The following is a 26,534-nucleotide window of genomic DNA, read 5'->3' as shown; positions in this document are numbered from 1 at the left end:
ACGAGGCCTTCACGGCCGCCTGGCTGCCCAGCACAGCGTGCCAGTCCAACTGTTCTTCATCTCGGGCGAGGGCGCCGGCGCGGCCTGGATGGTGGCGGCGGCTCTGGTGTTGGCGCCGCGTCGCTGGCGACCTGTGGCGGGCGGATTGGCTCTGGCCTACGCCGTCAGCCTGTCGGCCAACCGCATCGTCTTCGGCGGCCATTTCCTGTCGGACGTGCTGCTGTCGTGGGCGGTGACGGCCCTGGTGCTGGCCCTGCTTTATCGCGGCCTGAAGATCGCATCGGCGGCTCTTCGCCGACGCACGTTCCGTGTTCTGAGCATCGCGATCGCCTGAGACCAGTTGCCGCCTGCGACATAATGCGCTTACGTCCGCCGCGAACGTGGGAATTCGCCGATGACAGACGCCGCCGCCACCCCCAAGGGTCGGCTTGAACTCACCCTTCGCGCTATCGTGCTGGGGGTGCTGCTGGCGGTGGTCTTCACCGCCGCCAACACCTATCTGGGCCTGAAGGTGGGCCTGACCTTCGCCTCGGCCATTCCGGCGGCGGTCATCTCGATGGCCATCCTGCGCGGTTTCCGCACCTCGACCATCTGGGAGAACATGACCGTCCAGACCGTCGCTTCGGTCGGCGGCGCCATGAGCTCGATCATCTTCGTCCTGCCCGGCCTGGTGATGATCGGCTGGTGGCTTGAGTTTCCGTTCTGGGAATCGACCCTGATCTGCATCTTCGGCGGCATCCTGGGGGTGACCTTCTCGATCCCGCTGCGACGCGCCCTGGTGACCAATGGCGGCCTGCCCTATCCCGAAGGCGTCGCCGCCGCCGAGGTGCTGAAGGTCGGCTCGCGCGGCGCCGAACAGACCGAAAGCGCGGTGCGCGAGAACAAGTCCGGCCTGTGGGTCGTGGTCGCCGGCGCCGTGGTGTCGTCCGGCTACGCCCTGCTGGTCGCCGGTCGCGTCTTCGCGGGCGAAGCAGCGAAGTTCTTCAAGCTTCCGGCCGCTCTGGGCGGCGGCGCGACGGGCGTGGGCTTCGGCATGCAGTTCGCCCTGCTGGGCGCCGGGCACCTGATCGGCCTGACGGTCGGCCTGGCGCAACTGTTCGGCCTGATCCTGGCCTGGGTCATCGCCGTGCCGATCCTGACCAGCCCCGACACCATCGCCTGGCTGACGGCGCACGGCCTGCCCTCCATCGCCGCCACCCTGCCGGCCGGAACGCCTGCCGAGGAACTGGCCATGACGGTCTGGAGCCGTGAGGTCCGCTTCATGGGCGCTGGCGTCATCGGCGTGGCGGCGATCTGGACCCTGATCAAGCTGGCCGGACCGCTGATCGGCGGCCTGACCTCGGCCCTGGCGGCCCAGGCCAAGCGTTCGCACGGCGAGGTGCTGGAGCGCACCGAACAGGATATTCCGATCAAAATCGTCGGCGCCGTCTCCGTCGCGGCCCTGATCGCCATCGCCGGCCTGTTGACCTGGATCGCCCTGGCCTCGCCGACGCTGGCGGCGTCCGCGCCCCTGCTGGTCATCGGCGGCCTGGTCTATGTCGTGCTGATCGGTTTCGCGGTGGCGGCCATCTGCGGCTACATGGCCGGCCTGATCGGATCGTCCAACAGCCCGGTGTCCGGCGTCGGCATCCTAGCCATCATCGTGGCGTCCCTGCTGATGCTGGGCGTGATGAAGATCGCGGGCGTGCCGGCCGACGGCTCCATCATCGCCTTCGCCCTGATCGTGACGGCCGTGGTATTCGCCGTCGCCGTCATCGCCAACGACAACCTTCAGGACCTGAAGACCGGCCAGCTGGTCGACGCCACGCCGTGGCGCCAGCAGCTCGCCCTGATCGTCGGCGTCATCGCCGGCGCCCTGGTCATCCCCTTCATCCTGAACAAGCTGAACGGCGCCTTCGGGTTCGAGGGCGGCCCTCCCGGCATCGCCAACGAGCCGCTGGCGGCGCCTCAGGCCACCCTGATCTCGGCCCTGGCGCGCGGCGTCATCGGCGGCGACCTGCGTTGGGACCTGATCGGCCTCGGTGCCGTGATCGGCGTGATCATCATCGTGCTGGACGCCGTGGTGTCCAAATCGACCAAGGGCAGGATCAAGCTGCCGCCGCTCGCCGTGGGCATCGGCTTCTATCTGCCGGCGGCCGTGACGACGATGCTGGTCATCGGCGCCCTGGTCGGCTGGGTCTACGACAAGGCGGTCAACACGACCCGGTTCGCCGATGTGGCGCGCCGCATGGGCGTGCTGCTGGCGTCCGGCCTGATCGTGGGCGAGAGCCTGTTCGGCGTCTTCTACGCCAGCGTCATCGTCGGCACGAACAGCGACGCCCCCTTCGCCATGATCCCGGAGGGTTCGGCCTGGCCCGCCATGCTGGCCGGGATCGTCGTCTTCGCGGCGGCGGTGTTCGGCCTCTACAGCTGGACGCGCAAACGGGCCGAGAAAGTCTAAATCAACCGTGACGCCTCTCCCTCCCCCTGCGGGGGAGGGTGGCTGAGCCGAGGGCGAAGCCGGGTGGGGCGGGCAAGGCAACGCCCCACCGATCTTACTTGAGTTAACGCAGATTGCGTCCCTGCTGGGCCGCCCCCGCCCCGTCGCTTCGCGACGACCCTCCCCGGAACGGGGAGGGAGAGAACCGGGTCAGCCCCGCGTGGCCACCATCATATAGTTGATGCCTGCGTCGTCGGTTTGGCTCCAGCGGTCGTGAAGCGGGTCGTAGTTCAGGCCGTACGGTCCCTCGACCGTCACGGGTTCGGCCGCCAGCATCGCGCGGATCTCGTCGGGCTTGAGAAACTGACGCCAGTCGTGCGTCCCGGCCGGCACCCAGCGCAGGATGTATTCCGCCGCGACCTTGCCCAGGGCCAAGGACTTCAGCGTGCGGTTCAGGGTGGCGACCATCATCACCCCGCCCGGCCGGACCAGACGCGAACAGGCGCGCACGAAGGCCTCGGGGTCGGCGACATGCTCGATGACCTCCATCGTCAGGACGACGTCGAACGGCCCCGCGCCCTCGGCCTCGATCTGTTCGACGGTGGCGGCGCGATAGGCGATGTCCAGGCCGACCATGTCGGCGTGCGCCCGCGCGGTGCCGATGTTCTCGGACGAGGCGTCGATGGCGGAGACAGCGAAACCCATCCGCCGCATCGGCTCGGCGATCAGTCCGCCGCCGCAGCCCACGTCCAGCAGGGTCAGGCCTTCGAACGGCGCCCGCGCCTTGGGATCACGGCCCAGGCGCGTGCAAAGCTGCTCGCGGATCAGGGCCAGACGCGCCGGATTGAACCGATGCAGGGGCGCGAACGGCCCGTGCGCGTCCCACCATTCGGCCGCCTGGGCCGAGAAGCGGGCCACGTCGGCGGGGTCGATCGATGCGCCGAACGCGCTCTCGGACGAATTTTGCGAAAAACCATGCCCTTCGCGGGGTAGGCGAGACGGTGCGGCGTCGCTAGAAGCGGTCATGACGCGAGGGATGAACCTTCGCGCCCTTTCACGCAAGCAGGGGGCGGAACGCCACGATGACGCGGCCCGATACGACACGATTGGTGATGAAGTTCGGCGGCACCTCGATGGGCGACCTCGAGCGCATTCGCCGTGCGGCGCGGATCGTCGCGGCCGAGGTGTCTGCGGGCAAGAAGGTCGCCGTCGTGGTCTCCGCCATGGCGGGCAAGACCAACGAACTGGTCGCCTGGACCGACGGCGCGGGTCCGGCCGGCGCCGGCCTGCCGCTGTCGGACGACGAATATGACGTGGTGGTCGCCTCGGGCGAGCAGGTCACGTCGGGCCTTCTGGCCGCGACCCTGCGCAACATGGGCTTCAACGCTCGCTCGTGGATGGGCTGGCAGGTGCCGATCATCACCGACGACGCCCACGCCCGCGCCCGCATCATCGACATCCCCGGCGAGAAACTGGGCGCCGCCGTCGATTCCGGCGAGATCGCCATCGTCCCGGGCTTCCAGGGCGTGACGGCGGACGGCAAGATCACCACCCTGGGCCGCGGCGGATCCGACACCTCGGCGGTCGCCGTGGCGGCGGCCCTGGGCGCCCCTTGCGACATCTATACCGACGTGGACGGCGTCTATACGACCGACCCGCGCATCGAGAGCCGCGCGCGCCGCCTGGCCAAGGTCTCCTACGAGGAGATGCTGGAGATGGCGTCCCTGGGGGCCAAGGTGCTGCAGACCCGCTCGGTCGAGCTCGCCATGGCCAAACAGGTGCCGGTGCGCGTGCTGTCTAGCTTTATCGAACCCGACGCGAATGGCGTCATGCCCGACAAGGGTGGAACCCTGATCTGCGACGAGGAGGAGATCGTGGAAAAACGTATCGTGTGCGGTGTGACCATGAGCCGTGACGAGGCCCGCATCACCCTGTTGGGTCTGTCCGACCGCGTGGACGCCCCCGCCGATGTCTTCACGCGTCTGGCCGAGGCCAACGTCAATGTCGACATGATCGTGCAGAGCCAGTCGCGCACGGCCGGCGCGGTCAATCTGACCTTCACGACGGGCCGCCGTGACGCCGTGCGCGCCGCCGAGCTGATGACGGCCGGTCAGGCTCAACTCGGCTTCGAGGAAATCCGCATCGACGAGGACGTGGCCAAGGTCTCGGTCGTCGGCGTCGGCATGAGAAGCCATGCGGGCGTCGCCCAGCTGATGTTCCGGGCCCTGGCCGACAAGGGGGTCAAGTTCCAGGCCATCTCGACGTCGGAAATCAAGATCAGCGTGCTGATCGACGCCGCATACGCCGAACTGGCGGTGCGGGCGCTGCATTCGGCTTACGGCCTGGACGCGGTATAGGTGATCTGAACAGGGCGCCTATATCCACGAAAAGGGCGCAGGAGACATGATGCCGGCAGGCGGCGCGATGACCAGGGGACCTCGGATCCTCCTGCGCCAGATCCGCGAGGCTCTGGGCGGGGCCGGCGCCGGTGCGACGCCGGCGCAGGATCGTCTGAACATGGTCGTCAGGATCATCGCCCGGTCGATGGTCGCCGAAGTCTGCTCCATCTATCTGCGCCGCGCCTCGGGCGAGTTGGAACTGTTCGCCACCGAGGGCCTGAATCCCGACGCCGTGCACAACACCCGTCTGCGGCCCGGCGAGGGCCTGGTGGGAGAAGTGGCGCGCCTGGGTCAGCCGATCAGCCTGTCGGACGCGCCGTCGCATCCGTCCTTCTCCTATCGGCCGGAAACGGGCGAAGATCCCTATCACGCCTTCCTGGGCGCCCCCTTGCTGCGCGGCGGCCGGGCCATCGGCGTGCTGGTCGTCCAGAACCGCACCGAGCGGCGCTATGACGAGGAAGAGGTCGAAGACATCCAGACCATCGCCATGGTCCTGTCCGAGACGGTGTCGTCCGGCGAACTGCTGGCGCTGGACGAGTTGCGCGACGTCGAACTGGCGCCCCACAGGCCCGAGCGGCTGAAGGGGCAGAAGTTCTCGGACGGCCTAGCCTTCGGTCATGTGGTGCTGCACGAGGCGCCCCTGCCCCCCGAAAAACTACTGTCCGAAGACCCGGCGATGGAGGAGGCGCGGCTGAAGCTGGCGCTCGCCACGCTGAAGACCGGCCTGGACGTCATGCTGGACAAGGGCCAGGGCTTGGCCGGTCCCTCGTTCGAGGTGCTGGAGACCTATCGGATGTTCGCCGACGACCGGGGCTGGAACCGGTCGCTGGAAGAGGCGGTGCGCAATGGCCTGACGGCCGAGGCGGCGGTGGACCGGGTGCGCAATGAACACCGCGCCCGCTTCGCCCAGGCGCGCGACCCCTATATCCGCGAACGGCTGCACGACTTCGAGGACCTGGCCAACCGGCTGCTGCGGGTGCTGGCGGGCGACAAGCCGGGCGAGCGCGAACTGCCCGACGACGCCATTCTGGTGGCGCGAAACCTGGGCCCGGCCGACCTGCTGGAATATCCGCGCGACAAGCTGAAGGGCCTGTTGCTGGAAGAAGGCTCGGCCGCCAGCCACGCCGCCATCGTTGCGCGCGCTTTGCAGATCCCCTGCGTCGGTCGCCTGATGGGCCTGCGCGACCGGCTGTCGGAAGGCGATATGGTCATCGCCGACGGCGAGACCGGCGAGACCTATCTGCGGCCCCGTCCCGACATGCTGGAGGCCGTGCAGTCGCGTATGGCCGTGCGCGAACAGCGCCAGGCCGAGTTCGCCCAGCTGCGCGACGTGCCCGCCGTCACCCTGGACGGTCAGCGGATCACGGTCCTGACCAATGCGGGTTTAGCCGTCGATCTGGAAAACATGGTCGAGACGGGCGCGGAGGGCATCGGCCTGTTCCGCACCGAGTTCCAGTTCATGGTCTCGGACGAACTGCCCCGCCTGAACGCCCAGACGGCGCTGTACAAGCTGGTGCTGGACGCAGCGGGCGACAAGCCCGTCACCTTCCGCACCCTGGACATCGGGGGCGACAAGGTCCTGCCCTATCTGGAGGCCGAGCGCGAAGAGAACCCGGCCCTGGGCCGTCGCGCCATTCGTCTGGGTCTGGACCGACCGTCGCTGCTGCGGATGCAGCTTCGCGCGCTGCTGGCGGCGGGGGCGGGGCGCGAGCTGCGGGTCATGTTCCCGATGATCGCCACGGTGGACGAGTTCCGGGCCGCGCGCGAACTGGTGGACATCGAATGCGCCTGGGCCAAGCGTCGCGGGCGCGCCCTGCCGGCCCTGCTGCGTGTCGGGGCCATGGTCGAATGCCCGTCCCTACTGTGGCACCTGGACGCGCTTCTGCCGCTGACGGACTTCGTCTCCATCGGCACGAACGACCTGTTCCAATATATGTACGCCGCCGACCGGACCAATCCGCTGGTCTCGGACCGTTACGACCCCCTGTCGCCGCCGACCCTGCGTGCGCTTCAGTCGATCCAGAAGGCCTGCGCCGACACCGGCACGCCGGTGTCGATCTGCGGCGAGCTGGCGGGTCGACCGCTGGAGGCCTTCGCCCTGATCACCTTGGGCTTCACGCGTCTGTCGGCGCCGGCGGGCGGGGTCGGGCCGGTCAAGCGGATGATCCTCTCGGCGGACCTGACCGCGGCGCGGCGCGGCATGTCCAACCTGCTGAACCTCTCCACCGGCTCGGTTCGCAACGAGATCGAGTCCCTGGCGCGCAAGCTGAACGTCGCAGTCTGACACTGAAGACGACAGCCAATGCGCGGCGTTGCTGGCAGGCCCGCAATCGTCTATCTCCGGCGACATAGACGGCGCTCGGGCGCAGTATTTCCCGAACATGGGGTCAGGCGTAATGGCGCTGAATGCGGGGGCCGCCCCCGACGCGATCAAGACCATTTCGGACGGGCAGGATCCGGCGGCCGCCTTCATCGACGCCGCGACCCTGGGCGAGGGCCTGCGTCATGCGCGCGAGCGGTCGGGCAAGTCCCTGGCCGAGCTGGCCGCCGAGACCAAGGTGCATCGCCGCTTCCTGACCGCCCTGGAACAAAGCGACTGGTCGTCCCTGCCCTCGCGCGTCTTCGCCCTCGGCTATGTGCGGGCCTATGCCTCGGCGCTGTTCCTGGACGAGCAGACGGCGGTCGAGCGGTTCAAACGCGAGAGCCCCGACACCTCCGTGCCGTTGAAGGCGCCCATCGGCATCGCCTTCGAGGACGTGAAACGCCATTCGCCGCGCATCGTCGCCGGCGTCGTCGCCGTAGCCGTGGCGGTGATCGGCTGGAACGTGTTCCAGCGCGCCAGCCTGCACCAGGTCGCCCACCCCTCCGACATCACGGTCGTGCCCAAGACCTGGGCGAAGGGCGACGATCCCGATCCGCAGGTGGCCCTGAGCGCGCCCATGGCCGCGCCGCCCGACCAGACGACGCCCGAGCTCTACATCACGCGCGGGCTTGAGGCCGAACTGACCGGGGTCGACCCGACCGATCCGGCCGTGATCGCCGCCGCCGCCAATCCCGAGCCGGTTCAGAAGGCCTTCAATCCGCGCGGCGCCGTCTATGGCGCTTCGGCCAACGCCTCCATGGTGGTGATCCAGGCCAAGACGGCCGGCGCCCTGGTCGTGCGGCTGGGCGACGGCCAGGCCCTGTTCGCGCGCCAGATGGCGCCGGGCGAAGCCTGGCGCGCGCCCATCGGCGTGGCGGCGACGGTGGACGTGTCCGATCCCGCCGCCTTCGACCTCTATCTGAACGGGGAGTATGGCGGACCGCTGGCCGGCGTACTGACGCCCCTGGCCCAGTTGAACAGCCGCGCCGACCAGGCCGCGCGGGCTTTGGCCGCGACCCAGGCGCGCGCCCAGGTCCAGGCCCAGGCGGCCCAGGCCCGAGCCCAGACGCAGGCCCAGACACAGGCCCAGACGCCACCTTCCGCGACCCCCGCCGCCCCGACCCCGACGCCCACGACGCCGAACTGATCGTCGGCCGTGGTCCCGCCGTCATCATCGGCCTATATGATCCTTCCATGAGCGATCACTCTCACATCCGACCCTGGCGCCATATCGAGCGCCGCAAGAGCCGCCAGATCCGCGTCGGCTCCGTCCTGGTGGGCGGCGACGCCCCGATCAGCGTCCAGTCGATGACCAATACGCCGACGACCGACGCCGCGGCGACGATTGACCAGATCCGCCAGCTGGAAGAGGCCGGCGCCGACATCGTGCGCGTCTCCTGCCCCGACGTAGAATCCACGGCTGCCTTCAGGGCCATCGCCCGCGAGGCCAGGGTCCCCTTGGTCGCCGACATCCACTTCCACTACAAGCGCGGCATCGAGGCGGCCGAGGCGGGCGCCGCCTGCCTCCGCATCAATCCGGGCAATATCGGCTCGGCCGACCGGGTCCGCGACGTGATCCAGGCCGCCAAGGACAATGGCTGCTCCATGCGGATCGGCGTCAACGCCGGGTCGCTGGAGAAGGAACTGCTGGAAAAATACGGCGAGCCCTGCCCCGACGCCATGGTCGAGAGCGCGCTGAACCACGCCCGCATCCTGCAGGACCACGACTTCCACGAGTTCAAGATCTCGGTGAAGGCGTCCGACCCCTTCCTGACCGTTGCCGCCTATCAGCAGTTGGCCGAGGCCATCGACTGCCCGCTGCACCTGGGCGTCACCGAGGCCGGGCCGCTGCGCACCGGCACCATCAAGTCGGCCATCGGCATGGGCAATATGCTGTGGGCCGGCATCGGCGACACCATCCGCGTGTCGCTGGCCGCCGATCCGGTCGAGGAGATCAAGGTCGGGTTCGATATCCTCAAATCTCTGGGCCTGCGGCACCGGGGCGTCAACATCATCGCCTGCCCGTCCTGCGCCCGTCAGGGTTTCAACGTCATCGAGACCGTGGCCGTGCTGGAAGAGAAACTGGCCCATATCTCGACGCCGATGAGCCTGTCTGTGATCGGCTGCGTCGTGAACGGCCCAGGCGAGGCCCTCTATACCGACGTGGGCTTCACCGGCGGCGGCAAGGGCGCCGGCATGATCTATCTGAACGGCAAGATCGCCCACAAACAGGCCAACGACGGCATGATCGACCACATCGTCGACCTGGTCGAACAGAAGGCCGCAGAACTGGACGCCGCGCGCGCAGTTGAGCTTCAGGCGGCGGAATAAAGCGCGTCCTTGTGGTTGTAGAAATCGAACGCGCTTCACAGATCCGTGATTGACGACGTTTGCCCGGCGTGCGACCTCTGCGTCAGGTTCGGCCGGGGGGCCGTCCCACAATCCACTGAGGGGCCTATGATTTTCAAAACTTCCGCACGCGTCGGCGTGCGTATGCTCGCGCTTGCCGGCGTGGCGTTGTCTCTGCCTGCCTGCGCTACCGTGACGCGTGGCTCCAGCCAGCAGTTCACGGTCGAAAGCACGCCTCCGGGTGCACAGGTCAGCACATCTAACGGCTTCGAATGCGAAGCGACTCCCTGCACCTTCCGCATGCCGCGCAAGGACGCCTTCCGCATCACCGTGGCCAAGGACGGTTATGTCGCCCAGACCCACGAGGTGACCAGTAGTGTCTCGGGCGCAGGCGGTACGGCCATGGCGGGCAATATCTTGATCGGCGGAATCATCGGCGGCGCCATCGACGCCACCTCAGGTGCCATGAACGACCTCAAGCCAAATCCGCTTGTCGTGACCCTGCGCACGCCAACCGAAGAGGCCGCTGCGGCTCGGGCTCCCGCGCCGACGACGACGACGGCCGCCGGCGACCAATAGTCCCACACCGGCTCATGACAAGGAAGCGGCGGAGGGTGTAAGCCCGCCGCCGCTTCTTTCGTTTCAAATCACCTTGAACAGCCGCAGAGCCTGATAGCCGGCGGACAGTAGGACAACCGCGCCGACGCCGTAGGTCAGCACCCGGCGCGGGGCTATGCGGGCGATGACGCCGGCGAAGGGCGCGGCGATCAGCCCGCCTGCGATCAGGCCCAGCACCGCCATGGCGTGGCTCGAGAAGCCCTCCGCCTGCTGCCAGTGACCCGTCAGCAAGGCGACGAGGAAGGTGGCGGAAATGGCCGAGGTGACGAAGAATTCCGCCGTATTGGTGGTGCCGATCGACACGCGCGGGTCCTGGCCCGTGCCGACCAAGGTGGTGGTGACCGTGGGTCCCCAGCCGCCGCCGCCGATCGCGTCGAAGAAGCCGCCGACCAGGCCCAGGGGACCGGCGAACTTGCGCGGGAACAGCCGCTCGCGTGTCTGGCGGGTGGCGCGCCAGATGATCACGACGCCCATGATGGCCAGATAGCTGGTGATCCAGGGCTTCAGCAGATCGCCATCGACGCTGGTCAGGACGAAGGCGCCCAGGCCGCCGCCCACCACCCCGCCCAGGGCCAGGGGCACGAACAGCTTCCAGTTCACGTTCTTGTTGACCGTGTGCGAGCCGGCCGACGCCGCCGTGGTGAAGACCTCTGCCGCGTGGACGCTGGCCGACGCGGTCGCGGGCGGCACACCGAACGACAGCAGCACGGTCGAGGAGATCACGCCATAGGCCATGCCCAGCGCCCCATCCACGATCTGGGCCAGGAAACCGACGAGGAGGAAGAGGAGGAAATCTTGCATTGGCGGCCCCTGAAACGCGGACGAACGGTGCGGTTTATTTCCCTAGTCGGTCAATAGGAGAAGCATTGGCCGCGGCTTGCAGAAGGGTTCGCCCCTCGAACACCGCCGCGATGGCGTCGCGACCGTCCTGAAGCACGGGTTGCAATGGACAGGTCTCGACATCGGGACAAGTCTCGCACGGGCCATAGGCGGTGCGGGATGCGCAAGGAGCCAGGGCCAGAGGGCCTTCCAGCGCCCGGATCACGTCGGCAAAGCTGATGGCGTCGGCCGGCGCAGCGAGCGCGTATCCGCCCGCCCTGCCCCGTTTCGACACCAACAGATGCTGACGGCGCAGGTCCAGCAGTATGGCTTCCAGAAACTTGCGCGGGGCCGCCGCCGCCTCGGCGATCTCGGCGATGGTGGCCGGTCCTCCGCCCGGAAGACCGGCCAGATGGACCATGGCGCGCAGGGCGTAGCGGGACCGGTTCGATAGCATGGTCCGTGATCGCCCGCCCGGAGGCCGGACGCAAGACGCCGTTCGCTCGTATGGACGATCTCAGGCCGTGCGGCCCAGCCTCGCCACGGCCTCAAGGATCTGCGCGCTGTTGTAGGGTTTAAGCACCAGAGCCTCGGCCATGTCGGCGTTTCGGGCGGCGGCGGCGACATCGCCGGAGATGAAGATCACCCGCACGTCCCAGCGCCCGGTCAGCACCTGAGCCAGTTCGACGCCGGTCATTTCGCCCGACAGGTTGATGTCCAGCAAGGCCGCGTCGATGCTGTGCAGCGCCGCCGCAGCCTCGGCCGCCGCAGCGCTGTGGAAGGGGCCGACGACGCTGTGGCCCGCCTCGGTCAGCAGTTCGGTCAGGGAGGCGGCGGCGTCGGGGTCGTCCTCGACCACCAACAGTGTCAGGGCCTCGACATCGGTCGGCGGCGCGGCGTCGAGCGGCGTCTGGCGCGTGATGACGGCGCGCAAGTCGCGCCAGACCTCGGTCGAGGGGCGGTCAGTGTCCAGATCATAGATGGCGGCCATGGCGTTCAGTTCCCGGGCGTCTTCAGGTGAGAGGTCTCCGCCGGTCTTGGCCAGGCGGGTGTCGTACAGGCGGCAAAGGCGTTCGACGCTGTCGGCGACAGGGTCGGTTTCGGTTTGAGCCATAACGGGTCCAGATGGGGGTGGGCGGTCGAACATGCGTCCTCCTCACGGTTGTCTATTCAGGATTGTGGGCGCCAGCTAAACCGTTGAACCTGTCTTCGTAACCGCCCCTGACGCCATCGTGACCTTGGCGTTATCGCCGATCACAAGCGCGGCGCCCGGCGCGTGAGACGGCTTGTAATCGACACGACCGCCCCCGGCGGGTAAGGACGGCCCCTCTCGTTTCCTCAGGATATTTCCGTCTTGCGACTGCCCCAGGCCCGTCTCGATCAGGTGCTCGACCGCTTCCATGAGGTAGAGGCGCGCATGGGCGCGGTCACCGACGGCGCCGAGATCGTGCGCCTGTCGAAGGAACATGCCGAGCTGAAGCCCGTCGCCGATGCGGTTCAGGGCCTGGCCCGCGCCCGCGCCGAGATGGCGGATCTGGAAGCCATGACGGCCGATCCCGAGATGGCGGCGATGGCGCAGGACGAGCTTCAGATTCTCAGTGAAACCCTTCCGGGCCTCGAACGCGAGGTCGCCCTGCTGCTGGCCCCGCGCGACGCCGACGAGAACGCTTCGGCCGTGCTGGAAGTGCGCGCCGGCACCGGCGGCGACGAGGCGGCCCTGTTCGCGGGCGACCTGTTCCGCATGTATTCGCGCTACGCCTCGACGCGCGGCTGGCGCATCGAACTGGACTCGGCGACCGAGGGCGACGCCGGCGGCTACAAGGAGATCATCGCCACCGTCACCGGCGACGGCGTGTTCGGTCGGCTGAAGTTCGAGAGCGGCGTCCACCGGGTACAGCGGGTGCCGACCACCGAGTCGCAGGGGCGCATCCACACCTCGGCGGCGACTGTCGCGGTCCTGCCCGAGGTCGAGGACGTCGAGATCGAAATCCATGACAAGGACATCCGCATCGACACCTTCCGCGCCTCCGGCTCAGGCGGCCAGCACGTCAACACGACCGATTCCGCGGTGCGCATCACCCACCTGCCCACCGGCATCATGGTGACGTCGTCGGAGAAATCACAGCACGTGAACCGCGACAAGGCGATGAAGAACCTGCGCGTGCGCCTGTACGACATGCAGCGCCAGGCCAAGGATCTGGCCCGGTCGGATACGCGAAAGTCCCAGGTCGGATCGGGCGACCGGTCGGAGCGGATTCGCACCTACAACTATCCGCAAGGCCGGGTCAGCGATCACCGGATCAACCTGACCCTGCACAGCCTGCCCCAGATCATGGAAGGCGACATCGACCCGCTGCTGAACGCCCTGATCGCCGAGGATCAGGCCGCGCGCCTGGCAGACCTGGAAGCCGAGTTCGGCTGATCAGCCCAGCACGCCGGCGACCGGCAGCCACAGCACCAGACCGGTGACGGCGGTATAGCCTACGAAGGCGTGAACTGAGCGCCGTCGGCCGGCGGCGGCGGGATCGTTCAGATTCGACCGGTTGGCCCACAACAGATAGGCCGCCTGGATCGCCCATCCGGCCAGGAAGGCGGCGACCGCCCAGGCGCTGAGCGCCGCAAGGGCCGCGCCGGACGCCAGGACCAGCACCCCGCCCAGGGCGATCACCGCGTCAGCGACCTGATCGTTGGCGGGAACGGAGATCACACCGGACAAGGCGCGTTGCAGACGCCAATTGAGCCAGGCCTGATACAAAAGCGTCAGTCCCCCCAAGACGTAGAACATCCCTATCGCGCGCGCCGCCCACTCCATGGCAGGAATAAGGCATCAATTTCGGCGCTTGTAATCGCTGAAAATGCAGACCGATTTCGGATCATTAACGACCGGCGCAAAATAGACACAACCGTTGGTCTTTGAGCGCGCCCGCTAAGCTTTGGCGGCCAAGGCGCGCTGGACGGCGGGACGGGCCTGCATACGTTGGAAATGGGCCTGGACCTTGGGGAATTCGGCGATGTCGACGCCGTCCGTTTCCAGCCAGCCGGCGAAGGTGAACAGATAGGGGTCCGCGACCGTATAGGCGTCGCCCATGACCCAATCCCCGCTGAGGCCCGCCTCGATCAGGGCGAAGCCGTCGCGCATGTTCTGCGTCACCTTGGCCGCCATCGACGCCTGGGCGGCGGCGTCATCGCTCCAGCGCGACGCGCGACGGCCGTGCGCGTGGGCCACATGGACGGTGGTGGCCAAATAGAGGTTGAAGGCCTGCATCCGCGCGAATGCGAACGGGTCGACCGGAGCCAACAGGCCAGGCGGCGCAAGCGCGGCGATATAGGCGAGGATGGCCGGGCTTTCGGTCAGCACGCCCTGATCGGTCGCCAGGGCGGGAACGCGCCCCTTGGGATTGATCGCCAGATAGGCCTGCTGGCGTTGCTCGGCCTTAGCGAAATCGACCAGCTGGACATCATACGCCAAACCAGAACTCTTCCAGCGCGATATGGCTGGCGCGGCTGCAGGATCCGGTGGAGCTATACAGGGTCAGCATGGTCGAACCTCGATCAAAGAAAAAGGCGGCGAGATCATCGCCGCCTTTCAGGGTCTTTACAGGTCCAGCAGGGCCCGCGCCGGGTCTTCCAGCAGCTCCTTGACCCGGACCAAGAAGGTCACGGCTTCCTTGCCGTCCACGATCCGGTGATCGTAGCTGAGGGCCAGGTACATCATCGGGCGGATCTTGACCTCGCCGTTGATGGCCATCGGGCGCTGGACGATGTTGTGCATGCCCAGGATGCCCGACTGCGGCGCATTCAGGATCGGCGTCGACATCAGCGACCCATAGGTGCCGCCGTTGGTGATGGTGAAGGTGCCACCCTGCATCTGGTCCATGGTCAGGGCGCCATCGCGTGCGGCCTTGCCCAGGGCGCCGATGCCCTTTTCGATGCCCGCCAGCGTCAGGGTATCGGCGTCACGCAGGACCGGAACCACCAGACCCTTGTCGGTGCCGACGGCGACGCCGATGTCATAGTGGTTCTTGTAGATGATGTCCGTGCCGTCGATCTCGGCGTTGACGGCCGGAATCTCGTGCAGGGCCGCGACGACGGCCTTGGTGAAGAAGGACATGAAGCCCAGCTTCACGCCGTGGCGCTTCTCGAACACGTCCTTGTACTGGGCGCGCAGGGCCATGACGTTGGTCATGTCCACCTCGTTGAAGGTGGTCAGCTGGGCGGCCGTGTTCTGCGATTCCTTCAGGCGACGGGCGATGGTCTGACGCAGGCGCGTCATCTTCACCCGCTCTTCGCGCGGCTGGTCGGCGCGCGGGGCGGCAGGCGCAGCGGCGGCGGCAGGGGCCGAAACGGCGGCCTGGCCGATGGCGGCGATGGCGTCGGCCTTGGTGATGTTGCCCTTCGGACCCGTGGCGGCGATGGCCTTGGGATCCAGGTTATTCTCGCCGACGACGCGCTGGACGGCGGGCGACAGGGTCTCGTTCTTGGAACCTGAAACCTGAGCAGAGCCGGTGTTGGCCGGAGCAGCGGCGGCAGGGGCCGGAGCAGCAGCCGGAGCAGCGGCGGCGCCCGAGCCCGAGATCGAGCCGATCTTCTGGTTCGGAGTGACGGTCGCGCCTTCGTCGGCGGCGATGGTCAGGACGCCGTCAGCCGGGGCCGAAACCTCGACCGCGACCTTGTCGGTCTCGATCTCGACCAGCAGTTCGTCCTTCTTGACCGCATCACCATTCTTCTTGAGCCACTTGCCCACCGAGCCTTCGGCGACGCTCTCGCCCATGACCGGCACCATGATGTCGATCGCCGTTTCAGCGGCGGGGACGGCGGCCGGCACCGCAGCAGCGGGGGCCGACTTGGTCTCCGCTTTTGCGGCCGGGGCGGCCTTGGCGGCCGGAGCGGGGGCGGGGGCGGGGGCGGAAGCGCCCTCGGTCACCGACCCCAGGATCGTCCCGGGAACGACGTTGTCGCCCTCGGCCGCCTTGATGTCGCCCAGCACGCCGTCGGCGGGCGAGACGACTTCCAGCGAGACCTTGTCGGTTTCCAGCTCGACCAGCAGCTCGTCCTTCTTGACCGGATCGCCGACCTTCTTGGTCCACTTCGCGATGGTGGCTTCGGTGACGGATTCACCGAGGGCGGGGGTCAGGATGTCGGCCATGTCAGGTCCAGCTCGTCTCTAGGTCGGTCTTTTATACGTGTATCAGGCGAAGGCTTCGGTCGTGAAGGTGTCGAGTTCCTTCAGGTGCCGGCTCATCAAACCGGCGGCGGTCGAGGCGGAACCGGGACGGCCGACGTAGCGGGCGCGCTTGGAGGCGACGTCCAGCTTGTCCAGCGTCAGCTCCAGCCAAGGATCGACGAAGGTCCAGCCGCCCATATTCTTGGGCTCTTCCTGGCACCAGACCACTTCCGCCTTGGGGAAGCGGGCCAGTTCCTTGCGCAGGGACTGGATCGGCCACGGATAGAACTGTTCCAGACGCAGGATGTAGACGTCGTCCACGGCCTGGCCGTCCTTGGCCTTCTTCTCGCGCGCGTCCAGCAGGTCGTAATAGACCTTGCCCGAGCACAGGATGACGCGGCGGATGTCCTTGTCCGCCTTGATCGTGATCCCGGCGATCTCGGGACGCGTCTGGGCGTCGTCGTGCAGAAGGCGGTGGAAGGCCGAGCCCTCCGCCAGGTCCGCCATCGACGAGACCGCCTTCTTGTGACGCAACAAGGACTTGGGCGTCATCAGGATCAGCGGCTTGCGGAACGGCCGGTGCATCTGGCGACGCAGGATGTGGTAGTAGTTGGCCGGGGTCGTGCAGTTGGCGACCTGCATATTGTCTTCGGCGCACTGCTGCAGGAAGCGCTCCAGACGGGCCGAGGAGTGTTCCGGTCCCTGGCCTTCGTAGCCGTGCGGCAACAGCATGGTCAGGCCGCTCATACGCAGCCACTTGCGTTCGCCCGAGCTGATGAACTGGTCGATCACCACCTGGGCGCCGTTCACGAAGTCGCCGAACTGGGCTTCCCACATGACCAGCGTATTGGGGTCGGCCAGCGAATAGCCGTACTCGAAGCCCAGCACCGCCTCTTCCGACAGGGCCGAGTCGATGACCTCGAAATTGGCCTGACCTTCGCGCAGGTTGTTCAGCGGGATGTAGCGTTCTTCGGTCGTCTGATCGATGATGCCCGAGTGACGCTGCGAGAAGGTGCCGCGCACCGAATCCTGGCCCGACAGGCGGATCGGGAAGCCTTCATCGACCAGCGAGGCGAAGGCCAGGCTCTCGGCCGTGGCCCAGTCCAGACCCTGGCCCGAGGTGATGGCCTCGCGGCGACCGTCGATGACGCGCTTCAGCGTCTTGTGCATGTCGACGCTGTTGGGAATGGTGGTCAAGCGATGACCCAGGTCGGTCAGCTTGGCCAGCGGCACGGCGGTGTCGCCGCGCAGCTCGGCGTTCGGCGCCTGGAAGCCCTGCCATTGCCCGTCCAGCCAGTCGGCCTTCTCGGCGGACCAGGTCTTGCCGGCCTCGAACTGTTCGTCGAGGAACGTGTCGAACCGCTCAAGCTCGGCGTCCACCTCGGCCTGGGTGATCACGCCCTCGGCGACCAGACGCTGCGAATACAGTTCGCGGGTCGAGGGCTGGGCGCGGATCTTCGAATACATCAGCGGCTGGGTGAAGGTGGGATCGTCGCCTTCGTTGTGGCCGAAGCGGCGGTAGCAGAACATGTCCACCACCACGTCCTTGTGGAACTTCTGGCGGTATTCGGTGGCCACCTTGGAGGCGAAGACGACCGCTTCGGGGTCGTCGCCGTTGACGTGGAAGATCGGCGCCTGAACCATCAGGGCTACGTCCGACGGATAGGGCGACGAGCGCGAGTTGCGCGGGCTGGTGGTGAAGCCGATCTGGTTGTTGATGACGAAGTGAAGCGTGCCGCCGGTGCGGTAACCCTTCAGCCCCATCAGGGCGAAACATTCGGCGACCACGCCCTGGCCGGCGAAGGCGGCGTCGCCGTGGATCAGCAGCGGCACGACCTTGGAGCGGTCCAGCGCCCACTGGCCCTCGGGCACGCCCTCGTTGGCCTCGCGGATGTCGAACGCCTGTTTGGCGCGCGCCTTGCCCAGCACGACCGGGTTGACGATTTCCAGGTGCGACGGGTTGGCGGTCAGCGACAGGTGGACGTGGTTGCCGTCGAACTCACGGTTCGACGAGGCGCCCATGTGATATTTGACGTCGCCCGAACCCTCGATGTCGCTCGGCACGGCCGAACCACCTTGGAACTCGTGGAAGATGACCTTGTAGGGCTTGCCCATCACAGCGGCGAGCACGTTCAGGCGGCCACGGTGGGCCATGCCCAGCACGACCTCGTCGACGCCCAGCGAACCGCCGCGCTTGATGACCTGCTCCAGCGCCGGGACCATGGCCTCGCCGCCGTCCAAGCCGAACCGCTTGGTGCCGGGGAAGCGTTTGTGCAGGAAGCGTTCGAAGCCCTCGGCCTCGACCAGCTTGGACAGGATGGCCAGCTTGCCTTCCTTGGAGAAGGCGTTCTGCTCGAACTTGTCAGGCCCCTCGAACCGCTGCTGCAGCCAGGACTTCTCTTCCGGCTCGGCGATATGCATGAACTGGATGCCGACCGTGCCGCAGTAGGTGCGCTTCAGGATATCCAGAACTTCGCGGATCGTGCCGGTCTGCAGACCCAGCACGCCGTCTAGGAAGATCGGACGGTCCAGATCGGCGCCGCTGAAGCCGTAGAATTCCGGCGTCAGTTCCGGGTTCTCGACCGGCTGTTCGATGCCCAGTGGGTCCAGCTTGGCCTGCAGGTGGCCGCGCACGCGGTAGCTGCGGATCAGCATCAGGGCGCGGATGGAATCATGGGCGGCGGCTCGGATCACGTCGGCCGAGACATCGGCGGGCGCAGCCTTGGCGGCGGGAGCGGCAGGCGCGGCTCCCGGCTTCTTGGGATCGGGTTTCGGCGCCGGCCAACGGCCGTCGAAGACGCCCGTCTCCTCGGTGGGTTCGGTCGCTGTACCACGGCCCCAGCCGCCGGCCTCGGCCGAGGCCGTCACCAGCGCGGCGTTGTCGCGCAGCTGGTCGAAGAAGGCTTTCCATTCCGCCGAGACGGAGCCGGGGTCCTTGGCCCACTTCTCCTGCAGCTCCTCCACATAGGCCGCATTGGACCCGTAGAGGAATGAGGTCTCGGCAAAGACCTGGTTCAGCCGACCGGCATCGTCCGCCATCGTTTCGCAATCCCTGGGCCCCGACGGACACATCTCCGTGAGGGGCGCGCCCGTCATATAGGCGTCGTTTCCTTATGGGTCATGACCGAAACGGGGCATTTGGGTGAGAAATTGGTCGCAGGCCCAAGAAAAAACGCCCCCGGCCTGAGCCGAGGGCGTCCATCGATGCGTCACACGGCATTTTTGATGCGTGAAAAGCGCTCAAGCAGCGAGGCGCCGCGCGGTGAGCGATAGCGCCCGCGCGCAGCGCGCACTTGGAAAGCCTTAACCCTTCAGGACTTCAACCAGGGTCTTGCCCAGGCGAGCGGGCGATTCCGACATGCGGATGCCGGCGGCTTCCATGGCGGCGATCTTGGATTCCGCATCGCCCTTGCCGCCCGAGACGACGGCGCCGGCGTGGCCCATGGTGCGGCCCTTGGGCGCGGTGCGTCCGGCGATGAAGCCGGCCATGGGCTTCTTGCGGCCCTTCTTGGCTTCGTCGATCAGGAACTGGGCGGCGTCTTCTTCGGCGCCGCCGCCGATTTCACCGATCATGATGATCGAGGTGGTTTCCGGATCGGCCAGGAACAGCTCCAGCACGTCGATGAATTCGGTGCCCTTGACCGGGTCGCCGCCGATGCCGACGGCCGTGGTCTGGCCCAGGCCCTCGTTGGTGGTCTGGAACACGGCTTCATAGGTCAGCGTGCCCGAACGCGACACGATGCCGACCGAGCCCTTCTTGAAGATGTTGCCCGGCATGATGCCGATCTTGCACTCGTCCGGCGTCAGGATGCCGGGGCAGTTCGGCCCCAGGAGGCGCGACTTGGAGCCTTCCAGGCGGCGCTTGACGTTGACCATGTCCAGCACCGGGATGCCCTCGGTGATGCAGGTGATGAAGGGGATTTCGGCGTCGATGGCTTCGATGATCGCGGCCGCCGCGCCCGACGGCGGGACATAGATCACCGAGGCGTCGGCGCCCGTGGCGTCGCGGGCCTCGGCGACCGAGGCGTAGATCGGCAGGCTTTCGCCGTGCGAGCCGGTCCAGCTGGTCCCGCCCTTGGTCGGGTGCACGCCGGCGACCATCTGGGTGCCGTGATAGGCCAGGGCCTGTTCGGTGTGGAAGCCGCCGGTCTTGCCGGTCAGGCCCTGGACGATGATCTTGGTGTCTTTGTTGACGAGGATGGACATGGGTCTATCGATCTCTGGAATGTGTCAGTCAGCAGGGCGGTGGCGGTGAGGCAGAAGCCTCAGCCGACCGCCGCGACGATCTTCTGGGCGGCGTCGTCGAGGTCGTCGGCGGCCTGGATGGTCAGGCCCGACTCGTTCAGGATTTTCTTGCCCAGTTCGGCGTTGGTGCCTTCCAGACGCACGACCAGCGGCACTTTCAGGCCCACTTCCTTCACCGCGGCGACGACGCCTTCGGCGATGACGTCGCACTTCATGATGCCGCCGAAGATGTTGACCAGGATGCCCTGGACGTTCGGGTCGGCGGTGATGATCTTGAAGGCCGCAGCGACCTTCTCCTTGCCGGCGCCGCCGCCGACGTCGCAGAAGTTGGCCGGCTCCTTGCCGTACAGCTTGATGATGTCCATCGTCGCCATGGCCAGGCCGGCGCCGTTGACCATGCAGCCGATGTTGCCGTCCAGCGAGACGTAGGCCAGGTCCCACTTGGACGCTTCGATTTCCTTGGCGTCTTCCTCGGTCTCGTCGCGCAGGGCCTTCATGTCGTCGTGGCGGAACAGGGCGTTGCCGTCGAAGCTGACCTTGGCGTCCAGGACCCGCAGATGGCCGTCCTTCATGACGATCAGCGGGTTCACCTCCAGCATGTCCATGTCCTTCTCGACGAAGGCCTTGTACAGCGCCGGGAACAGCGACTTGGCGTCTTCGGCGGCGTCGCCCGTCAGGCCGTAGGCGGCGCTGATGGCGGCGACGTCGGCGTCGGTCACTCCCGCGTTCGGGTCGATGACGATGTTCTGGATCTTCTCGGGCGTGTCGTGGGCGACGGTTTCGATGTCCATGCCGCCTTCGGTCGAGACGACGAAGGCGATGCGGCCATAGGCGCGGTCGACCAGCAACGAGCAGTACAGTTCACGATCAATGTCGGCGCCGTCCTCGATATAGAGGCGGTTGACCTGCTTGCCGGCGTCGCCCGTTTGGGCGGTGACCAGGGTGTTGCCCAGCATTTCCTTGGCGTGGGCGACGGCTTCCTCGACCGAGAAGGCCAGGCGTACGCCGCCCTTGGCCTCGGCCGGCAGTTCCTTGAACTTGCCCTTGCCGCGCCCGCCGGCGTGGATCTGCGACTTCACGACATAGAGCGGGCCGGGCAGAGATCTGGCGGCCGCCTCGACCTGATCGACCGACGTCACTGCGACGCCTTCGGCGACGGGGGCGCCGAAGCCTTTGAGGACCTGCTTGGCCTGATATTCGTGGATGTTCATGAGGGACCGTCGCAACCGCTGCTGGGAGAGTTGCGGGGCTTATAGGCCCCACCCCTTCGCAGGTGCAACCGTCCACAGCCTGCCTTTAGTCGACCCAGTCCTTCTTGAGGGTGCGTGAGGCTCCGATCAGCAGGATCGCCGCCAGCACATAGAAGCCCATGCCGGTGTAGATGGCCCACCGCAGGCTCTCCTCGCCGAAGCGCGGCGCCAAGAGGTCGCTCATCCAGCCGAAATAATAGAAGCCAACCGCGATCCCGAGCAGATTGTTCAGCAGCAGGAACAGGGCCGAGGCTGTGGAGCGCATGGCCGCCGGGACCAGATGCTGGACCGCCGCCGTGATCGGGCCCAGCCAGGCCAGGTTCAGTCCGGTCGGCAACAGGAAGATCAGGAAGGCCAGGGTCAGTTGCTGCACATTACTGCCGCCGCCGGGCAGGACCAGGCCAATCAGCCAAGGCGAGTTCATCGCCAGGATGAAACAGGGCGCCGAGATCAGGAAGGCGATAGCGGGCGTCAGCGGATAGGCGCCCTTGCCCTTTTTCGACAGCTTGTCGGCGATCATGCCGCCCAGCCAGATGCCCAGGATGCCCCCGATCAGGGCGATGCCGGAATAGTAGATGCTGGTCTGGCGCAGGGTCAGGTCGAAGCTGCGCATGAAGAACAGGGGCAGCCAGCCGGCGACGCCGTAGCCGCACACCGACGACGAGGCCGCGCCCAGGCCCAGCAGCCAGAAGCTGGGCTTCCTGATGACCACCGAGGCTGTGCGTCGCGCGATCATCAGCGAGATGCCGATCACCACCGCCAGCAGGCCGCCGAAGGCCAGCACCAGCGGATTGCCCAGTGACATGCCCATCAGCCAGCTCAAGGCGCCGAGGATCAGCAGGCCAGCGCCGAGACCCAGCATGATCTGGGCGGCGATCTTGCCGGCCCGGTCCGTGCCGACGGGGGCGGCGGCCAAGGCTGCGACCTGAGCCTCGGTCTTGACCGTATCGGTTCCGCCGCGCCTGGGATCGCGGACCGTCAGGCGCAGCAGCGGCGCCACCAACACGCCCAGCAGGCCGACGACGATGAAGGCTGTGCGCCAGCCGTATGTCGCCGCCAGCAGGCCGCCGACCAGCGTCCCCGCCGCCATGCCCAGCGGAATGCCGAAGGCGAAGGCGGCCATGGCGCGCGCCCGCTGATGCGGCGGGAAATAGTCGGCGATCAGCGAATAGGCCGGGGCGACCCCACCCGCCTCGCCGATGCCCACGCCCATCCGGCACAGGAATAGCTGTCCGAAGGAGCCCGCCATGCCGCACAAGGCGGTGAAACCCGACCAGACGGCCAGGGCGCCGGTCATGATCCAGACCCGACTGTAGCGATCCGCCATCCACGCCAGAGGAATGGCCAACGTCGAATAGACCGAGGCGAAGGCGATGCCGCCCAACAGGCCGAACTGGCTGTCGGACATGCCGAACTCTTCCTTCAGCGGCGCGGCCAGGATGCCGATGATCTGGCGATCCAGGAAGTTCAGCATGTAGATCAGGATCAGGACCGCCAGCACATAGTAGCGGTAGCCGGGTCGTTCCGGGCGCACCCCACCCTCGACCGCCTTGTCTTCGACCGTCAGCGTATCCGTCGTCATCGGCGTTTCCCTCGGCGTCTTTTTATTCGTTGAGGCGAGCCTAGCCGCAACTTTGCTCGCTGCAAACAAAAGGGCGGCGGCCCGGAGACCGCCGCCCCTCGTCGTCAGGCGTCTGTGATCGGGATCAGAACTTCAGACCCAGGGTGGCCGTGACCGTGCGCGGCGGGCCGTAGAAGCCGATGATCGAGTCGCCGGTCAGGGCGCCGGGGAAGCTGTAGCCGCCGACGCGATAGCGTTCGTCGCCCAGGTTCTTGCCGTGAACGCCGAAGGTCAGGCGGTCGTCGGACGAGGTCCAGACGATGCTGGCGTCATACATCCAGTAGGCGTCCTGATCGAGCAGCGGCGAAGGCGTCTCGAACTGCTGGTAGGCGCCGCGATAGGCGACCGAAGGGATGAAGGCGATCGACGAACCGTTCTCCATGAACCAGTTGTAGGTCGCGCCGATCGAGCCGGTCCATTCCGGGGTGTTCTGGAAGTTGCGCTGCGACGACACGTCGACGACGCAACCCGGCAGGGTGGGGCAGGACGTATTGCCCGAGGCCGTCGGAATATAGGCCAGAAACTGGTCGAAGCTGGCGTCGATATAGCTGAGCGAAGCGTTCAGCGTCAGGGCGCTGGTGGCGCGCAGACGGCCCTCGAACTCCCAGCCGCGGATCGAGGACGAGCCGACATTGTCCACCACCGAGGCGACGGTGGCGCCGGCCGGATACTGGGTCGTGATCTGCTGGTTCTCGTAGCTGGAATCGAAGATCGCCGTGGCGAAGGTCAGGCGCCGATCCAGCAACGAGCCCTTCAACCCGATCTCATAGGTCTCGACGGTCTCGGGCGCATAGCCGTTGACGGTGGCGGGATACAGAACCGCATCGCCGCGCATGTCGAAACCGCCCGACTTGAAGCCCTCGCCCCACGAAGCATAGGCCGTCAGATCGGGGCCGAACTTGTAGTTGACCGAGACGCGCGGGGTGAACTTCTCGAACTCGCGGGTGCGGGTGTAGTTGGTGCGCGGCGCGCCCAGCGGCACGGCGGCGTTGTTGCCGAAATAGGGGCTGCGGATGCCCAGATACTGCTGGCGGAAGACCGTGCCTTCCTTCTCGTCCTTGGTGAAGCGGCCGCCGACCGAGACCGACAGGGCGTCGGTCACATCGTAGCTGAAGTCGGCGAAGGCGGCGTAGCTCTTGGTGGCCACCGAACCCGAGGTCAGGGTGGTCAGATTGGCCAGGCCCACGACGGTGTCGAAGGCGCCCGAGGCGTTGGCGTCCATGTAGAAGACGCCGGCGACGCCGTTCAGGCGGCCCGCGCTGACCACCACCTGGAACTCCTGGCTGAACTGGTCGTCGTCATAGGCGGCGGGAATGTCCAGGATCGGTCCGGGCAGGTTGTCGAAGTCGATGTTGCCGCGCGTGAAGCCGTCGCGATAGGCGGTGATCGACTTGAAGGTCAGCAGGTCGCTCATCTCCCATTCGCCGGTCAGCGACACGCCGCGCGTCTGAACGCGGTTCTTGTCGCCGGCGCCGGCATTGGTGTCGTACGGATCCGACGGCGACGGGGCGGTTTCGCGGTGACCGTGACGGGCGTTGGAATCGTCGTTCACCAGGTCGCCGGCCAGGCGGAAGAACAGACTGTCGGTCGGGGTCCATTCCGCGCTGGCGCGGAAGGCGGTGACGTCCTTGTTGTAGTGTTCGTTGCCGGTGTTCAGGTTCTCGCCATAGCCGTCGCGCAGATAGCGGGCCAGGGCGGCCGAGACCTTGAACTCGTCGCTGAAGGGCAGTTGGGCGCTGGCGATCACGTCGCGCTGGTTATAGCTGCCGTAGGAGGCGCGCAGGCGTCCCTCGGGTTCGTCGGCGTCGATGCGGCTGGTGACGTATTTGATCGCGCCGCCGATGGTGTTGCGGCCGTACAGGGTGCCTTGCGGTCCGCGCAGAACCTCGACGCGTTCCACGTCGAAGATGTCCAGAACGGCGGCCTGCGGGCGGGCCACATAGACGTCGTCGATATACAGGCCGACGCCGGGATCGAAGCCCCACAGCGGATCCTGCTGGCCCACGCCGCGGATGAAGGAGATCAGGGTCGAGTTCGAGCCCCGCGCCGCGTTCAGCGTCAGGCTGGGCGTCGAGCGCGCCAGTTCGGTGATGTCCAAGGCGCCGCGCGCCTCGAGCTGTTCGCCGCTGACTGCCGTGACGGCGACCGGCACGTCCTGCAGGCTTTCCGCACGACGGCGCGCGGTGACGACGATGTCGTCGACGGTGGCTGCGTCCTGGGTGTTGGCCGCTTGAGCAGTCGCCTCTGCGTCCTGGGCGATCGAGGCCCCCGCAAGCACGCCCCACGCCACGCCGGCCAGCAGCGCGCACTTCACATGACGGTTCATGATCTAAAGACCCCTTGTTGTCGTTTCCAGCCCGATTGACGCTTTTATTCAGCGTTCAATGATTTTCATGGAACCTACCCGGTTTCGCCCGGCTGTCAAACGCTGCGCTGACGCAAGGTCGCTTGGGCCGTCGAGCGTGGCGCCGTTGCACCGGCGCCCGTTGCACCGAAGAGGGCTCAAGCCTAGCCTTGCCGCATGAGCAAGCCGGACGCCGCCATCCCGACACACCGCCCCGCCGCCGCGCGTCGCAAGGCGGCGGGCGCTGCGCCGGCCAGGCGTGGCCGTCCGCCCAAGGCCCAGGCCAAGGCGGCGGGCGAGACCCGCGACCTGATCCTGGACGCGGCCGAGGACCTGTTCTCCAAACACGGCTTCTATGGCGTCACCATCCGCGAGGTGGCGCGCGAGGCAGGCGTGGATACCGCACTTGTCCATTATTATTTCGGGGCCAAGCGCGAGCTGTTCGACGCCGTCTTCCTGCGCCGGGCCGAGGTGTGGAACGCCGACCGGGTCTCCGCCATCGACCGTTATGCCGAGACGGCGGGCGATGAGATGACGCTGGAAGGCCTGCTGGAAGCCTTCCTGCGGCCGCCGTTCGAATGGTCGCTGAAGGGCGGGCCGGGTTGGAAACACTATTCCGCCCTGGTGGCCCAGACCAACGCCAACCCCTCCTTCGGGGGCGAGACCATGGCGCGCTATTTCGACCCGGCGATCCACCGGCTGATCGAACTGATTGCCTTGGTTCTGCCAGGCGCCAGCGAGGTCGATCTGTACTGGGGCTATCACAATCTGTCGGGCGCCCTGACCCTGACGCTGGGCGAGACGGGGCGGCTGGACCGGCTGTCGAACGGACGGGCGCGGTCGGGCGATCTGGAGACGGCGGGCGACTATATGGTCCGGTTCGCGGCGGCGGGGTTCCGCGCCGTGGTCGGGATGTCGCCGCGTCAGGCCTGAAGGGCGCAGCG

21 protein-coding genes are annotated in these 26,534 nt (G+C 67.1%); 9 read left to right on the top strand and 12 right to left on the bottom strand.

Going from position 1 to position 26,534, the window contains the following annotated elements; genetic code table 11:
• Positions 1-37 precede the first annotated feature (37 nt).
• Entirely contained in the window at positions 38-334 is a 297-nt protein-coding gene (locus tag ACZZZD_RS11400) for a phosphatase PAP2 family protein (RefSeq protein ID WP_463435122.1), read from the top strand.
• Positions 335-394: 60 nt separating this feature from the next.
• Positions 395-2,440: an OPT family oligopeptide transporter gene (locus tag ACZZZD_RS11395; RefSeq protein WP_463435121.1), complete on the top strand. Its 2,046-nt coding sequence runs from the start codon at positions 395-397 to the stop codon at positions 2,438-2,440.
• A 189-nt stretch (positions 2,441-2,629) separates the two neighbouring features.
• Here the strand turns inward: ACZZZD_RS11395 and ubiG are convergent, their stop codons facing one another.
• Entirely contained in the window at positions 2,630-3,445 is an 816-nt protein-coding gene (gene ubiG, locus ACZZZD_RS11390; protein ID WP_463435119.1) for a bifunctional 2-polyprenyl-6-hydroxyphenol methylase/3-demethylubiquinol 3-O-methyltransferase UbiG, read from the bottom strand.
• A gap of 56 nt (positions 3,446-3,501) precedes the next feature.
• On the opposite strand from ubiG, the gene ACZZZD_RS11385 reads away from it, so the two are divergent.
• From ACZZZD_RS11385 to ACZZZD_RS11365, 5 genes are all read left to right on the top strand, one after another.
• Entirely contained in the window at positions 3,502-4,776 is a 1,275-nt protein-coding gene (locus ACZZZD_RS11385; protein WP_463435117.1) for an aspartate kinase, read from the top strand.
• Positions 4,777-4,843: 67 nt separating this feature from the next.
• Entirely contained in the window at positions 4,844-7,102 is a 2,259-nt protein-coding gene (gene ptsP, locus ACZZZD_RS11380) for a phosphoenolpyruvate--protein phosphotransferase (protein ID WP_463435115.1), read from the top strand.
• 112 nt (positions 7,103-7,214) lie between these two features.
• Positions 7,215-8,327 carry a helix-turn-helix domain-containing protein gene (locus tag ACZZZD_RS11375; protein ID WP_463435113.1) on the top strand — a complete coding sequence of 371 codons (1,113 nt, stop codon included), beginning with the start codon at positions 7,215-7,217 and terminating at the stop codon, positions 8,325-8,327.
• 47 nt (positions 8,328-8,374) lie between these two features.
• A complete protein-coding gene (gene ispG, locus ACZZZD_RS11370; RefSeq protein WP_463435111.1) occupies positions 8,375-9,511 on the top strand; it encodes a flavodoxin-dependent (E)-4-hydroxy-3-methylbut-2-enyl-diphosphate synthase in 1,137 nt (378 codons plus the stop codon).
• Positions 9,512-9,673: 162 nt separating this feature from the next.
• Positions 9,674-10,108, top strand: coding sequence for a translation initiation factor 2 (locus tag ACZZZD_RS11365; RefSeq protein ID WP_463436122.1), 435 nt, complete (start codon positions 9,674-9,676; stop codon positions 10,106-10,108).
• Between the two features lie 63 nt (positions 10,109-10,171).
• Here the strand turns inward: ACZZZD_RS11365 and ACZZZD_RS11360 are convergent, their stop codons facing one another.
• From ACZZZD_RS11360 to ACZZZD_RS11350, 3 genes are read right to left on the bottom strand one after another with little or no spacing between them, the layout of a single operon-like run.
• The gene (locus ACZZZD_RS11360; protein WP_463435109.1) at positions 10,172-10,948 is read right to left on the bottom strand and encodes a sulfite exporter TauE/SafE family protein; all 777 of its coding nucleotides are present in this window, start codon (positions 10,946-10,948) and stop codon (positions 10,172-10,174) included.
• A gap of 34 nt (positions 10,949-10,982) precedes the next feature.
• On the bottom strand, positions 10,983-11,423 hold the full coding sequence (locus ACZZZD_RS11355; RefSeq protein ID WP_463435107.1) for an RrF2 family transcriptional regulator: 441 nt from the start codon (positions 11,421-11,423) through the stop codon (positions 10,983-10,985).
• A gap of 60 nt (positions 11,424-11,483) precedes the next feature.
• The gene (locus tag ACZZZD_RS11350) at positions 11,484-12,080 is read right to left on the bottom strand and encodes a response regulator (RefSeq protein WP_463435105.1); all 597 of its coding nucleotides are present in this window, start codon (positions 12,078-12,080) and stop codon (positions 11,484-11,486) included.
• A gap of 240 nt (positions 12,081-12,320) precedes the next feature.
• On the opposite strand from ACZZZD_RS11350, the gene prfA reads away from it, so the two are divergent.
• Positions 12,321-13,388: a peptide chain release factor 1 gene (gene prfA / locus ACZZZD_RS11345; protein ID WP_463435103.1), complete on the top strand. Its 1,068-nt coding sequence runs from the start codon at positions 12,321-12,323 to the stop codon at positions 13,386-13,388.
• On the opposite strand, the gene ACZZZD_RS11340 is transcribed toward prfA, so the two are convergent.
• The 8 genes from ACZZZD_RS11340 to ACZZZD_RS11305 all read right to left on the bottom strand — a co-directional run bounded on the left by ACZZZD_RS11340 (position 13,389) and on the right by ACZZZD_RS11305 (position 25,572).
• A complete protein-coding gene (locus tag ACZZZD_RS11340; RefSeq protein ID WP_463435101.1) occupies positions 13,389-13,751 on the bottom strand; it encodes a hypothetical protein in 363 nt (120 codons plus the stop codon).
• A 141-nt stretch (positions 13,752-13,892) separates the two neighbouring features.
• Complete coding sequence (locus tag ACZZZD_RS11335) at positions 13,893-14,435, bottom strand: glutathione S-transferase family protein (RefSeq protein WP_463435099.1); 543 nt, start codon at positions 14,433-14,435, stop codon at positions 13,893-13,895.
• A 126-nt stretch (positions 14,436-14,561) separates the two neighbouring features.
• On the bottom strand, positions 14,562-16,112 hold the full coding sequence (gene odhB / locus ACZZZD_RS11330; protein WP_463435097.1) for a 2-oxoglutarate dehydrogenase complex dihydrolipoyllysine-residue succinyltransferase: 1,551 nt from the start codon (positions 16,110-16,112) through the stop codon (positions 14,562-14,564).
• Positions 16,113-16,154: 42 nt separating this feature from the next.
• The gene (locus tag ACZZZD_RS11325) at positions 16,155-19,169 is read right to left on the bottom strand and encodes a 2-oxoglutarate dehydrogenase E1 component (RefSeq protein WP_463435095.1); all 3,015 of its coding nucleotides are present in this window, start codon (positions 19,167-19,169) and stop codon (positions 16,155-16,157) included.
• Positions 19,170-19,433: 264 nt separating this feature from the next.
• Positions 19,434-20,336: a succinate--CoA ligase subunit alpha gene (gene sucD / locus ACZZZD_RS11320; protein ID WP_463435094.1), complete on the bottom strand. Its 903-nt coding sequence runs from the start codon at positions 20,334-20,336 to the stop codon at positions 19,434-19,436.
• 59 nt (positions 20,337-20,395) lie between these two features.
• The gene (sucC, locus tag ACZZZD_RS11315) at positions 20,396-21,586 is read right to left on the bottom strand and encodes an ADP-forming succinate--CoA ligase subunit beta (RefSeq protein ID WP_463435092.1); all 1,191 of its coding nucleotides are present in this window, start codon (positions 21,584-21,586) and stop codon (positions 20,396-20,398) included.
• Positions 21,587-21,671: 85 nt separating this feature from the next.
• Positions 21,672-23,207 (bottom strand): spinster family MFS transporter, encoded by a 1,536-nt coding sequence (locus ACZZZD_RS11310; protein WP_463435090.1) that lies wholly within the window; start codon positions 23,205-23,207, stop codon positions 21,672-21,674.
• A 124-nt stretch (positions 23,208-23,331) separates the two neighbouring features.
• A complete protein-coding gene (locus ACZZZD_RS11305; RefSeq protein ID WP_463435088.1) occupies positions 23,332-25,572 on the bottom strand; it encodes a TonB-dependent receptor in 2,241 nt (746 codons plus the stop codon).
• Between the two features lie 195 nt (positions 25,573-25,767).
• Here ACZZZD_RS11305 and ACZZZD_RS11300 point away from each other — a divergent pair, with 195 nt between their 5' ends.
• Positions 25,768-26,523 (top strand): TetR/AcrR family transcriptional regulator, encoded by a 756-nt coding sequence (locus ACZZZD_RS11300; RefSeq protein ID WP_463435086.1) that lies wholly within the window; start codon positions 25,768-25,770, stop codon positions 26,521-26,523.
• Positions 26,524-26,534: the final 11 nt, after the last annotated feature.

The sequence above is a fragment of the Brevundimonas sp. AC546 genome, assembly GCF_979258305.1.
Note: the sequence above shows the minus strand (reverse complement) of the source record. Positions and strands in the feature narration are given on the sequence as shown.

Coding starts and splice junctions, on each gene's coding strand:
- ubiG (WP_463435119.1), bottom strand. CDS start 3,445: ATGACCGCTTCTAGCGACGCCGCACCGTCTCGCCTACCCCGCGAAGGG.
- ACZZZD_RS11365 (WP_463436122.1), top strand. CDS start 9,674: ATGCTCGCGCTTGCCGGCGTGGCGTTGTCTCTGCCTGCCTGCGCTACC.
- ACZZZD_RS11300 (WP_463435086.1), top strand. CDS start 25,768: ATGAGCAAGCCGGACGCCGCCATCCCGACACACCGCCCCGCCGCCGCG.
- ACZZZD_RS11310 (WP_463435090.1), bottom strand. CDS start 23,207: ATGACGACGGATACGCTGACGGTCGAAGACAAGGCGGTCGAGGGTGGG.
- ACZZZD_RS11395 (WP_463435121.1), top strand. CDS start 395: ATGACAGACGCCGCCGCCACCCCCAAGGGTCGGCTTGAACTCACCCTT.
- ACZZZD_RS11360 (WP_463435109.1), bottom strand. CDS start 10,948: ATGCAAGATTTCCTCCTCTTCCTCCTCGTCGGTTTCCTGGCCCAGATC.
- ACZZZD_RS11355 (WP_463435107.1), bottom strand. CDS start 11,423: ATGCTATCGAACCGGTCCCGCTACGCCCTGCGCGCCATGGTCCATCTG.
- ACZZZD_RS11325 (WP_463435095.1), bottom strand. CDS start 19,169: ATGGCGGACGATGCCGGTCGGCTGAACCAGGTCTTTGCCGAGACCTCA.
- ptsP (WP_463435115.1), top strand. CDS start 4,844: ATGACCAGGGGACCTCGGATCCTCCTGCGCCAGATCCGCGAGGCTCTG.
- sucC (WP_463435092.1), bottom strand. CDS start 21,586: ATGAACATCCACGAATATCAGGCCAAGCAGGTCCTCAAAGGCTTCGGC.
- sucD (WP_463435094.1), bottom strand. CDS start 20,336: ATGTCCATCCTCGTCAACAAAGACACCAAGATCATCGTCCAGGGCCTG.
- ACZZZD_RS11350 (WP_463435105.1), bottom strand. CDS start 12,080: ATGGCTCAAACCGAAACCGACCCTGTCGCCGACAGCGTCGAACGCCTT.
- ispG (WP_463435111.1), top strand. CDS start 8,375: ATGAGCGATCACTCTCACATCCGACCCTGGCGCCATATCGAGCGCCGC.
- ACZZZD_RS11305 (WP_463435088.1), bottom strand. CDS start 25,572: ATGAACCGTCATGTGAAGTGCGCGCTGCTGGCCGGCGTGGCGTGGGGC.
- ACZZZD_RS11340 (WP_463435101.1), bottom strand. CDS start 13,751: ATGTTCTACGTCTTGGGGGGACTGACGCTTTTGTATCAGGCCTGGCTC.
- ACZZZD_RS11385 (WP_463435117.1), top strand. CDS start 3,502: ATGACGCGGCCCGATACGACACGATTGGTGATGAAGTTCGGCGGCACC.
- odhB (WP_463435097.1), bottom strand. CDS start 16,112: ATGGCCGACATCCTGACCCCCGCCCTCGGTGAATCCGTCACCGAAGCC.
- ACZZZD_RS11375 (WP_463435113.1), top strand. CDS start 7,215: ATGGCGCTGAATGCGGGGGCCGCCCCCGACGCGATCAAGACCATTTCG.